At 58.4% G+C, this 11179-nt stretch carries 14 protein-coding genes; 6 read left to right on the top strand and 8 right to left on the bottom strand.

Annotation, left to right across the window (positions count from 1 at the left end; genetic code table 11):
* Nucleotides 1-6 precede the first annotated feature (6 nt).
* From ACP7E4_RS27600 to dusA, 3 genes are all read right to left on the bottom strand, one after another.
* Nucleotides 7-195 carry a DUF6021 family protein gene (locus ACP7E4_RS27600; RefSeq protein ID WP_426119073.1) on the bottom strand — a complete coding sequence of 63 codons (189 nt, stop codon included), beginning with the start codon at nt 193-195 and terminating at the stop codon, nt 7-9.
* 125 nt (nt 196-320) lie between these two features.
* Nucleotides 321-785 carry a RidA family protein gene (locus tag ACP7E4_RS27605; RefSeq protein WP_426119075.1) on the bottom strand — a complete coding sequence of 155 codons (465 nt, stop codon included), beginning with the start codon at nt 783-785 and terminating at the stop codon, nt 321-323.
* Nucleotides 786-857: 72 nt separating this feature from the next.
* The gene (dusA, locus tag ACP7E4_RS27610) at nt 858-1865 is read right to left on the bottom strand and encodes a tRNA dihydrouridine(20/20a) synthase DusA (RefSeq protein ID WP_426119076.1); all 1008 of its coding nucleotides are present in this window, start codon (nt 1863-1865) and stop codon (nt 858-860) included.
* Between the two features lie 244 nt (nt 1866-2109).
* Between dusA and tal the strand changes: the two genes are divergently transcribed.
* The gene (gene tal, locus ACP7E4_RS27615; protein ID WP_426119077.1) at nt 2110-3036 is read left to right on the top strand and encodes a transaldolase; all 927 of its coding nucleotides are present in this window, start codon (nt 2110-2112) and stop codon (nt 3034-3036) included.
* A gap of 63 nt (nt 3037-3099) precedes the next feature.
* Here tal and rssC read toward each other — a convergent pair whose 3' ends face one another.
* Nucleotides 3100-3582 (bottom strand): anti-sigma factor antagonist RssC, encoded by a 483-nt coding sequence (gene rssC, locus ACP7E4_RS27620; protein WP_020294101.1) that lies wholly within the window; start codon nt 3580-3582, stop codon nt 3100-3102.
* Nucleotides 3579-4763 (bottom strand): two-component system response regulator RssB, encoded by a 1185-nt coding sequence (gene rssB / locus ACP7E4_RS27625; protein WP_426119079.1) that lies wholly within the window; start codon nt 4761-4763, stop codon nt 3579-3581. The genes rssC and rssB overlap by 4 nt, the downstream gene beginning before the upstream one ends.
* 264 nt (nt 4764-5027) lie before the next feature.
* Between rssB and ACP7E4_RS27630 the strand changes: the two genes are divergently transcribed.
* Nucleotides 5028-5327, top strand: coding sequence for a PilZ domain-containing protein (locus ACP7E4_RS27630; RefSeq protein WP_331151372.1), 300 nt, complete (start codon nt 5028-5030; stop codon nt 5325-5327).
* A 79-nt stretch (nt 5328-5406) separates the two neighbouring features.
* Here ACP7E4_RS27630 and ACP7E4_RS27635 read toward each other — a convergent pair whose 3' ends face one another.
* Nucleotides 5407-6108 (bottom strand): MlaA family lipoprotein, encoded by a 702-nt coding sequence (locus ACP7E4_RS27635; protein ID WP_426119081.1) that lies wholly within the window; start codon nt 6106-6108, stop codon nt 5407-5409.
* 206 nt (nt 6109-6314) lie between these two features.
* Between ACP7E4_RS27635 and ACP7E4_RS27640 the strand changes: the two genes are divergently transcribed.
* Complete coding sequence (locus ACP7E4_RS27640) at nt 6315-6920, top strand: HAD family phosphatase (RefSeq protein WP_426119082.1); 606 nt, start codon at nt 6315-6317, stop codon at nt 6918-6920.
* 125 nt (nt 6921-7045) lie between these two features.
* Nucleotides 7046-7309, top strand: a complete 264-nt coding sequence (locus tag ACP7E4_RS27645; RefSeq protein WP_426119084.1) for a DUF4404 family protein — start codon at nt 7046-7048, stop codon at nt 7307-7309.
* A gap of 118 nt (nt 7310-7427) precedes the next feature.
* Here the strand turns inward: ACP7E4_RS27645 and queF are convergent, their stop codons facing one another.
* Together queF and ACP7E4_RS27655 are read right to left on the bottom strand one after the other, a co-directional pair.
* A complete protein-coding gene (gene queF, locus ACP7E4_RS27650) occupies nt 7428-8258 on the bottom strand; it encodes an NADPH-dependent 7-cyano-7-deazaguanine reductase QueF (protein WP_426119085.1) in 831 nt (276 codons plus the stop codon).
* 73 nt (nt 8259-8331) lie between these two features.
* Nucleotides 8332-8856: a cupredoxin domain-containing protein gene (locus ACP7E4_RS27655; RefSeq protein ID WP_426119087.1), complete on the bottom strand. Its 525-nt coding sequence runs from the start codon at nt 8854-8856 to the stop codon at nt 8332-8334.
* A gap of 152 nt (nt 8857-9008) precedes the next feature.
* Here ACP7E4_RS27655 and ACP7E4_RS27660 point away from each other — a divergent pair, with 152 nt between their 5' ends.
* Nucleotides 9009-9689 (top strand): heavy metal response regulator transcription factor, encoded by a 681-nt coding sequence (locus ACP7E4_RS27660; protein WP_426119088.1) that lies wholly within the window; start codon nt 9009-9011, stop codon nt 9687-9689.
* Nucleotides 9689-11038, top strand: coding sequence for a heavy metal sensor histidine kinase (locus ACP7E4_RS27665; RefSeq protein WP_426119094.1), 1350 nt, complete (start codon nt 9689-9691; stop codon nt 11036-11038). Before ACP7E4_RS27660 ends, ACP7E4_RS27665 begins: the two co-directional genes overlap by 1 nt.
* Nucleotides 11039-11179: the final 141 nt, after the last annotated feature.

Consider the following 11179-nt stretch of genomic DNA (forward strand, 5'->3'; position numbering starts at 1 on the left):
TGTGGTTTACTTGTCGTCGTCGTAAGGCGGGTATTGATCGTCATCCACGCGCTTCTCCGAGCCAACGTCCTGACCGTCATCAGGCGCCTTGGCCGGACCTATGGGATCGATTTGCGGGTCGGCAACGTCTGGTGAATCGGGATCGAAGCCGGGATCATTCCGGGGATCATGCTGATTTGTCGCCACGTTGGTCATCAGAGGCACCTCACACCAAGAGCCCGGAGACACCCGGGCCATGATTATCGGAAGCCTGCCAGCCAATAGAGTGCTGCGCGCCTGACCAATGGTCGTCCTGACTCACGCCCCTGGAACGATCAGCGTCAAGCCTTGATGGCCGTCACGGTCATTTCCACGAGCCAACCCGGCGGGACCAGACGGATAACCTGGGCACGGGTTCGGGTGGGCACGTTGGGCTGAGCGGGTGTGCCGAAATACTGGTTGTAGATGGCCGAGAACCCCTCGAAATCCGCAACGCCGTCCGCAGCCGGGTCCGCCACCAGAAGCGCCTGCATGCTGACAATGTCGCCCAGTCCATAACCGTGGCGCGTCAACGTCGCTTCGATTTGCCGGATCACGCTCAGCGTCTGCATCGCCGTATCGCCGTAAGCCTGCACCGAACCCGCTGGCGCGGCGTCGTTGGCAACCTGTGGCCCGACGCCACTTAACACCAGTTGACGCGCATTCAGCGGCACCTCAATGGCTTCAGCGAACTCCCTGGCCCATGGCTCACTGACGCTGGCGGGGTGCAGGTGTCGGATGAGGGGATTGTTGGCTTGAGTTGTCATGTGAAACGGACTCCTGTCGAACGAGTATGGACAAGGCTCAGCGGCGTGGCTGCGCCTACCGGTATTTGCGAACTAGCGACCTTCCAGCAGCAGCGCAGCCTGATCGAGCAGTGCCAGCGGGTTCTCGGCCTTGTGAATATCCACCGAGAGCAACTGGCGAAAACGTCGCGCCCCCGGAAAACCCTGGCCCAGACCCAGCACATGGCGGGTGATGTGATGCATCGAGCCGCCGCTGGCAATGTGCGCCGCAATGTAGGGACGCAAGGCGGCCAAGGCTTCAGCCCGACTGATCACCGGCGCGTTACTGGCAAACAACTGCTGGTCGACCTGCGCCAGCACATAAGGATTGTGATACGCCTCGCGGCCGAGCATTACGCCGTCGAAAATCTGCAAGTGCTCCTGACAGTGCTCAAGGGTCTTGATGCCACCGTTGAGGATGATTTCCAGGTCGGGGAAATCAGCTTTCAGTTGCGCCACAACATCGTAACGCAACGGTGGAATATCCCGATTTTCCTTGGGCGACAGGCCTTCCAGAATCGCGATCCGCGCATGCACGGTAAAACTGGTGCAACCTGCGTCCCGCACCGTACCGACGAAATCGCACAGCTGTGCGTAACTGTCCCGGCCGTTGATGCCGATGCGATGCTTGACCGTGACCGGAATCGCGACCCGATCCTGCATGGCCTTGACGCAATCGGCCACCCGTTGCGGGTGCGCCATCAGGCAGGCGCCGATCATGTTGTTCTGCACCCGGTCACTGGGGCAACCGACGTTCAGATTGACCTCGTCATATCCCGCGTCCTGCGCCAAATGGGCACACGCCGCCAGCTCGGCCGGAACGCTGCCGCCCAGTTGCAACGCCAAAGGATGCTCGGCCTCGTCATGGCGCAGGAAACGTTCATGGTCACCATTGAGCAACGCGCCAGTGGTAACCATTTCGGTATACAACAACGCATTTTTCGACAGCAGGCGCAGGAAAAACCGGCAATGGCGGTCAGTCCAGTCCATCATGGGGGCAACGGAAAACCGACGGGAAAGCGAAGAGGCGGGATTCATCTGCGTGGCGGTTGTCTGTGACATTAGCTCAACGTGTCTCGAAGTCTGTGTGGCGAAGGGCTGCAAGTCTACCAAGAGAACTCCGCATCAGGGAAAAACGCCGAACGCCAGCGGTCCAGGTTTCTCAATTTGCCGGGAACAAGCAGCCTGACTGAGGCTCAAAACCAGCACAATCGAGTCGTTGCCCTCTCGCGGATTTACACAGCTCGCTTGAGAGGCTGGCAATGCTCGGGTAATGTCATCCAACCGCACAGGACAGAGCACACTCATGACTTCCAAGCTGGATCAACTCAAAGAATTCACCACCGTTGTCGCCGACACTGGCGATTTCGCAGCGATTGAAAAGCTCAAGCCGGTCGATGCCACGACCAACCCTTCCCTGCTGCTCAAAGCCGCATCGAGCGACAGCAACAGCGACCGCCTGAAAGAAGCGTTCAGCGGCAGCAACGGCGATATCAATCTGGCCTGTGACCGTTTCTCCGTCGCTATCGGCCAGGAAATCCTCAAGGTTGTGCCGGGTCGCGTGTCCACCGAAGTCGATGCGCGCCTGTCCTTCGACACCAACGCCTGCATCGAGCGCGCCGAGCGCCTGGTCAGCCTGTACGACAAGGCGGGCATCGGCAAGGATCGCATCCTGATCAAGCTGGCATCGACCTGGGAAGGCATCCGTGCCGCCGAAGTACTGGAAAAGAAAGGCATCCAGTGCAACCTGACCCTGCTGTTCTCCTTCGCCCAGGCCCAGGCCTGCGCCGATGCCGGTGTGTTCCTGATTTCGCCGTTCGTGGGCCGCATCTACGACTGGTACAAGAAAGCCGAAGGCAAGGACTATGTCGGCGCCGAAGATCCGGGCGTGCAATCCGTGACCCGCATCTACAACTACTACAAGTCCAATGACTACAAGACCGTGGTCATGGGCGCCAGCTTCCGCAATATCAGCCAGATCGAACAGCTGGCCGGTTGCGACCGCTTGACCATCAGCACCGACCTCTTGCAGAAGCTGGCCGACGACACCGGCCCGCTGCAGCGCAAGCTGGCGCCGGGCAATGCCGGTGAGCCACGTCAAACCCTGACCGAAAGCCAGTTCCGCTGGGCTTCCAACGAAGACGCGATGGCCACCGAAAAACTGGCCGAAGGCATTCGTCAATTTGCTCGCGATCAGGAAAAGCTTGAGGCGTTGCTCTCAGCCAAGGTCTGAATGCACTAAAGGGCGACACCCTCGCGGGTGTCGCCCTTTTTAATGCCTGCGATTTGGCGCTACCTAGTGACGTTCGAGGGCGTTGACCAGATCGTGAAAGGCTTCACGGTTGGAATCGTTGAGGCCCATGAGGATCTTGTGCGCTTCCAGCACTTTGGCCTTGACCACTTCCTCGCACTGATCCTGGGATGGCAGATCCGTCAGGCACTCAGGACGCGGAATCGGGCGGTCGACGATGTTGAACACCTGATCGAAACCCATCGACTGCAAAAGCCGGGTGATGTCTTCATGGGTGGTCACGACCGTCGGCAACAGCCCGACTTTTTGCCGAGACAAAATCGACAGCTTGGCCAGCAGGCCGAGCGTCGTACTGTCGATGCTGCGGGTTTCGGTCAGATCGATGACGACGGCCGAAAAATTCAGCGCAGTGAAAATTCGTTCAATCGTCGCATCCAAAGCCGAACAAAGGGTCAGACGCACTTCCCCAACGAACTTCAGGACGAAGGTGCCGTCCTGCTCGGCGAACTGGATTCTACCGGTACTCATTCAAGGTTCCTGCTCAGCACTAACAAGGCGATATCATCCGGCATCTCCCCTAGCGTGGCCAATCCAAAAATCTGCCGCAGGCCATCCAGGCTGCCGCCCGCCGTTTTTACCAACTCTGGTAGTACGGCCTCTTTCTCTTTCAGTGTATCACCGGGCAAAAGGTCCAGAATGCCATCTGATAGCAGAGTCAAGCTGAACGACTCCGGCAAATCAACTTCATGGTCCTGATAAGTCGCCTCATTGAACAAGCCGACTGGCAAGCCACGACCGCCCAGATAGCGCGCCTCACCCGGCGTGTACAGCACCGGCAACGGCAAATGGCCGCCCACCGCGTAGGTCAATTTGCCGGTCTCTTCATCGATGACACCGCCAACCATGGTCACGTGTTTGCCCAGCTTACAGCTGATCAAGCCTCGGTTGATATGGCCAAGCACATCCGACGGCTTAAATTCCGGCAAAGTGCCACCACGCTTGGATTCGAACAACAGCCGCGTGGTCATGAACTTCAGCAACACCGTAATGAACGCCGAAGAAGCGCCATGCCCGGAAACATCCGCCAGATAGAACGCAACCCGGCGCTCATCGACACGAAAATAATCCACGAAATCCCCGGACAGGTACAACGACGGGATGATTTCGTGGGCAAACTTGAATTCATCGATCGCCCAGGGGCTGATCGGCAACATGTTCATCTGCACCTGGCGACCGGCATCCTGGTCTTCCTGCAACAGATGAAGACTGGCTTCGAGTTCGCGATTGGCGGTTTCGAGTTTTTGCCGATAAACCTGGTTTTCCTGCAACAGGCGGGCACGATCCAGTGCGCGGCGGACCGAGTGCTCGAGGACCGCAAGGTCTTCAAGAGGCTTGATCAGGTAATCAGCAGCGCCCAGACGCAGCGCTTCGACCGCGTCATTCATGACACCGGCGCCCGAGACGACGATGACCGGCGTTTCGGGAGCAAGGCTGGTGACCTGACGGATCAGTTCGAGTCCACCCATCTGGGGCATGCGCAAGTCGCAGATCACCAGATCAGGCTTTTCCTTCTCGAACAGCTCGATACCCTGCAAGCCATTACTCGCTTGCAGGACGCTGAAGCCACTGTCTTCCAAATAGGCGGCGAGGCTAGCTCGCACCACTTCGTCGTCATCGATTATCAGCAGCGTGGCACTGGTTTTTTGCATGTGGGCAAACGGCGCCAGATTAGGTTGGCGTAAACGACTCGTTGTACGGGTCAGCTTACTGGATTCGCTTCTAGCCTCTCTGAACCGCGCGCCGTGCTTTTCGCCCTGCGCATGCCATTTCAGAGGTGCCCTTCAAGGCGCAGACGGTACTCCCATCCGCCGGGCGTTTCAAGCGTGCTCCGGCGGTCGCTTTGCGTCTTTACATCGCAAATCACCCAGAGTTATAAGAACAGGCAAATAAGCAACTAAAGTGAAGGACAAACCATGAGCCGAAATGATCGAGACTACGACGAAAAGCGCGATTACATCCGCATGCGTGTGGATGCCGACATCAGCTTGCTGTATGCCGGCCAGATCATTCCCGCCGTATGCATTGATTTGTCCAGCTCTGGCATGCAGGTGCAGGCGCCGCGCACCTTCAGGATCGGCGACAAGCTGAGCGTCAGAATCGATTCGGAGCACGCCGCACTCAAAGGCCTTGAGGCGGAAACGGAAGTGGTCTGGCTGACCGACCTGGAAGACGGCGGGCAGAAACTGGGGCTGACCATTGTGTCCATGAGCTGAACCGCTGCGGAACGGGTTCACACTTCACAAAGAATAAAGGCGACCCTGAGGTCGCCTTTATTCATTCAAGCACGGGCGATCAGAAATCGTCCTTGACCTGACCATCCTTGACCTTGAACTCGCGATTCTGCAGATACGCATTGCGGATGAAGGTGTATTTGTCACCGGTGATCAGGCGTTCGGCCGACAGCAGGCTGGCGCGGGTATCGACGATGTTCACGGCGCGTGCGCTGTTACGGGTCGGTACGTGATCAATGTAGTGATACGCCGAAGTGTAGGTGTCCGGGTAAAGCGCAACCGTGTCACGCACGGTGCTTGGGCCGAGCAATGGCAGCATTACAAACGGACCGCTTCCTACACCCCAGTAACCCAGCGTCTGACCGAAGTCTTCATCGTTACGTTGCAGGCCCATTTTGGTCCCCACATCGATGAAGCCCAGCACGCCAAAAGTGGTGTTGAAGATCAGGCGAGCCGTGTCCACGCCAGCGTCGGCAGGTTTGGCCTGCAGAACGTTGTTGGCCAGATTGCGCACGTCACCGATGTTATTGAAAAAGTTATGCACGCCGTCTTCGACAAACTGCGGGGTGATGTATTGGTAGCCCTGTGCAATCGGCTTCAAGGCATAGGTATCGATCGTATCGTTGAAACGGAAGATGGCGCGGTTGACGCCTTCCCATGGATCTTCCTCGGCAGCCTGAGCGGCCATCGGAACCAGCGCTACACCGGCGCAAAAACACAGCTGAGCCAGACGATCAAATAAGCCTGCACCGGTCAAGGGCATAGCTGACACTCCTAGTCAAAGTAATCAAGCGGGTGCTACGCCCCCACGTCAAGGCGGGCAGTATAAAGCCATATCGGCAAAATAAGGCAGCATCACTGACGGCCAGGACTGTCAGAGCAGCAAAACATTTTAAACACCATCATCAGACGTTCATCTCGGTGTCACAAAAGGCCAGTAGCGTTTCTCGGTATTTCAGAGAGATCACCATGCTCGCGCCGGTCACAGCCCCCCTGCCCGCCTTTACCGCCGTACTGTTCGGCCTGAGTGGCTGCCTGGTGGATTTCGGCGCGCAAGCCTCGAAAAAGCTGGTCAGCAGCGACCAGGGCCAGGCTACGGCAGGCGCTCTTCAGGTATTGCAAAGTCTGAGCAGACAAGGCGTTCCCTGCGCGTGGCTGGATGAATTACCGGAAACAGTCAGCGAATTGCTCGCACGTTCGCTGACGTCATTGATCGTGCCGGCTCCAAAGGCATCGACGCCTTGGCCTGCCCCGAACGCCTGCTGGCAGGCGCTCATGGCATTGGGCGTCAATCAGCTCGACGGCAGCGTGTTGGTCAGTGGCGAACCGAAACTGTTGCAGGCAGGCCTCAACGCCGGGTTATGGACGGTCGGCCTCGCGTCCTGCGGCTCGCTGTGCGGGTTGTCTCATGCACAATGGCAAGCACTGAGCAACGCCGAGCGCGAATACCGTCGCGGCCAGGCCACCTTGCAGCTCTACGCATTGGGCGTGCATTCGGTGATCGATCATCTGGGGGAGTTTGAATCCTGCCTGGCCGACATCGCCTTACGCCGCAGCAAAGGCGAAAAACCCTGATCTGTGTCTCTGCGTTGATCAACATCATGCAGGCCGCGGCGTAGTGGATTAGTCTTACACCCATAGCGGACCTTTAGCCCAGCGACGAGGTCCATGGGACAGACTTATCAATGAAGGAGCACGTCATGCCTGCCCGCGAACTGCAAGAACAACTCAATACCCTGCGCGAGCAACTGGAGCAGAACCCGCCGCTGTCCGAGAGCGAACGCGAAAACCTGCATCAGCTGATGCAACAGATCGAATCGCAAATCGAACTGGAAAGCGCCACCCAGGATTCCAATCTTGCTGACGACGTCAACCTGGCGGTAGAACGCTTCGAACTTGACCACCCAGGCATTGCCGGGACCTTGCGCAACATCATCGTTACGCTGGGCAATATCGGGATTTGATCTGACTCACCCCCGTGGGAGCGAGCTTGCTCGCGAAGACAATCATTCAAACGCTGACAATCCCATTGAATGTATTGACGCCTTCGCGAGCAAGCTCGCTCCCACAAACTGGTGCGATCTACTGCCTCGCCAACCGGCGGTTCTCGAAACTGATCGTTTCAGTGCTGCGATACGGATTTATATCCAGCCCGCCACGGCGCACATAGCGCGCGTACACGGTCAGTTTTTCCGGCTTGAGCAGGCGTTGCAGATCCAGAAAGATGCGCTCGACACATTGCTCGTGAAAATCCGAATGTTGCCTGAAGCTCACGATGTACGCCAACAGGCTCGCGTGATCCAGCGCCGCGCCCCGGTACTCCACCGCAACGCTGCCCCAATCCGGCTGACTGGTCACCGGACAATTGGATTTGAGCAGGTGACTGTGTACCGCCTCCTCCACCACTCGCAAATCATCGCAACGCAGTAATTCCGGTTGCGGGCGGTCGTAACTGTGAATCGTCACATCCAGATCATCAATGCACACGCCCGGCAGCGCCGCGACGCCCTCAGCTTCGATATCGGCCAGGCTGCGAATCCGCACGCCCACTGGCTTGCCCGCTGCTGCGGACAGATCCTTCTCAAGGGTGGCCACCAGCTCGGCGCGATCGGCGAACGGCGTCTGGTTCAGCGAGTTCAGGTACAGCTTGAAGGACTTGGATTCGATGATATTCGGCGAATCCGCCGGGATACTGAATTCGGCAATCGCCACCACCGGCTTGCCGGATGGCAGCAGCCAGGACAATTCGAAGCAGTTCCAGAAATCGACACCCTGATACGGCAAGGTCTGCGCCGTCAGCCCCAACTCGGCCCATTTGGCAGCGCGAGGGATGGGAAACAGCAGCGACGGCGTGTAGGTGGCGATGTATTCACTGGACTTGCCCAGCGGCGAGTGTTCGGCTGCGGGATGCATGACGGTACCTGGATCACATGAAACGGACGGAATAGACCGGCAGTTTATAGACTTTATGCCCGGTTTTCAGCGACTACTCGGTGATCGTCAGCTTGCCCACCATTCCGGCCTGATAGTGACCGGGGATATTGCAGGCAAATTCAAGGTTGCTGGCTTTGGCAAAGGTCCAGGTCAGCTCGGCGGTTTTACCCGGCTCGACGAACACGCTGTTGGGATCATCATGCTGCATCGCCATCTTGCCATTGCCCATCTCATGCGCCATGTCCTTATGACTCATCGTGGTTGGCGTCAGCATGCCGCTTTCCTGCATCTTGAGCATTTCTTGCTGATGCCGCGCGTGCATGGCCGCATCGCCAAGATTGAACTCATGCAGCAACTGGCCTTTGTTGACCAACACGAACCGCACCGTCTCACCGGCTTTGACCTGCACGGACTTGGGCTCGAAATACATATCACCCAGCGTCAATTCAACGGTTCGGGTCGCCTGTGCCGCAGGCGCAGCATGGCCGAAGTCAAACGACGCCGCTGGCGATGCGAGCAATGGCTGACTCGCTGCCAGCATTGCAATGACCAGCGTGAGGTGTGCGAGGGAACGCATAGGTGTCTCCAAATGAGCGACAATCGATCGTCACACATTACAAGCCGGGCACTGGCGGCGAGCTGACGACAAGATTACAACTTTGTCAGGTTGGCACCTGTTAACGCCACCCGCGCTATAAAGCAGCCTTCGTTGAAGCTTATGAGTCACTCATGAAATTACTGATCGTCGAAGATCAACCGAAAACCGGCCATTACCTGCGCCAAGGCTTGAGCGAAGCAGGCTTCAGTACCGAACTGGTGGCTGACGGCAATACCGGCCAACACCTGGCGCTGACCGGCGACTACGCGCTGTTGATTCTCGACGTGATGCTGCCGGGCCGAAGTGGCTGGCAGATCCTGCAAGCCGTGCGCAGCGCCGGTCTGGAGACACCGGTGTTGTTCCTGACCGCGCGGGATGCCGTGGACGATCGGGTCAAGGGCCTGGAACTGGGGGCCGACGACTATTTGATCAAGCCTTTCGCCTTCTCTGAACTGCTCGCCCGGGTGCGCACTCTGCTGCGGCGTGGCAACAGCGTCGCTCAGGAAACCCACTTGCAACTCGCGGACCTGCGCCTGGACTTGCTGCGTCGGCGCGTCGAACGTAACGCCAGACGCATCGACCTGACCGCCAAGGAGTTTGCCCTGCTGGAACTGCTTATGCGCCGCCAGGGCGAAGTGCTGCCCAAGTCGCTGATTGCTTCACAGGTCTGGGACATGAATTTCGACAGCGATACCAACGTAATCGAAGTCGCGATACGCCGCCTGCGCCTGAAAATTGATGACGATTTTCCCAACAAGCTCATTCATACCGTGCGCGGCATGGGTTACGTGCTTGAAGAGCGCCCCTCGTGATTCGCCGAATCTCCCTGGCCAGCCGCCTGGCGCTGCTGTTTGCAGCCTGCACCGCCGTAGTCTCCCTGACCGCTGGCGTGCTGTTCAATCACGCCAGCGAAACGCATTTCATGGAACTGGACCAGCAATTGCTCGACAGCAAACTGCCGCAGTTGCGCAGCGCGTTGAACGGTGTAGCGACTCGTGCAGGATTCATCGCCCGAGAAGCGCAGCTGCGCGCGGAACTGGGCCGTCAGCCGGACCTTTCGTTACGGGTCAGCGGCGCCGACGGCGCTATCTGGTTTGATAATTCGAACCTGAAAGTCGAGCAACCCGCTCACTCGGGGCTGCACACCCTGAGTGATTCCGAGGCGGCCTATCGTATCTATAGCGTGCCGTTGCGGGAGCAGTCGGCTGATTCGCCACAGCTGACGCTGATGCTGGACATCACCCATCACCAGCACTTCCTGCAACGCATGCAGCGTTTGATCTGGCTGACCATCGGCCTGTCGGCGCTGGCCACTGCGCTGCTTGGCGCGTGGGCGGCGCGCAGTGGATTACGCCCGTTGCGCCAGATGAGCCAGATTGCCGCCAGCGTTTCGGCCAGCTCCCTCACCACCCGCCTGCCGCAAGAGCAAATGCCCAGCGAGCTGGCCGAATTGACCCAGGCCTTCAACGCCATGCTCGGTCGGCTGGAGGATGCCTTTGAGCGCCTCTCGGCATTTTCCGCCGACATCGCCCACGAATTGCGCACGCCGTTATCCAATTTGCTGACCCACACCCAAGTAATCCTGACCCGCGAGCGCCCGCTGGAAGATTATCGTGAGGCGTTGTTGGGCAACCTGGAAGAAGTGCAAGGCATGGCGCAGATGGTCAATGACATGCTGTACCTGGCCAAGGCTGAGCATGGCTTGTTGATTCCGGTGCGCGAACACTTGCAACTGCATGAAGAAGCCAACGCAGTGCTGGAATTTTTCGCACCGCTGGCCGAAGACGCGCAAGTCAGCATGAGCTGCGAAGGACAAGCCACCCTTGCAGGCGACCGCACGATGCTGCGTCGGGTTTTTTCCAACCTGCTGGACAACGCCCTGCGCTTCACCCCGGCAGATGGCTACGTGAAGGTGAACCTTGGCCATGCGCCAAGCGGGGTTGCGATCAGCATTGAAAACAGCGGCCGGACGATTGACCCAGAAACGCTGCTGCGACTGTTCGACCGTTTCTATCGCGCCGACCCGGCTCGCCGGGAAAGCAATGAACATGCGGGATTGGGCCTGGCGATCACCCGCTCGATCATCCAGGCCCATGGCGGGACGATTCGCTGTGAGTCAGCCAAGGGTGTGACGCGATTTGTGATTGAGTTGCCGATTTAATGAAACATGTAAAACCATTGTAGGAGCGTTCGGAGGTTACGACGGCCGCGAAGCGGTGGGTCAGACAGACCGCTAGCGCAGCCTCGCGCTGCTCGGAAGCTCCCACAAAAGCATGCATCGGACACAGACCTCGTGGGAGCG

The organism is Pseudomonas sp. DSP3-2-3 (assembly GCF_049898225.1).
Lineage (GTDB): Bacteria > Pseudomonadota > Gammaproteobacteria > Pseudomonadales > Pseudomonadaceae > Aquipseudomonas.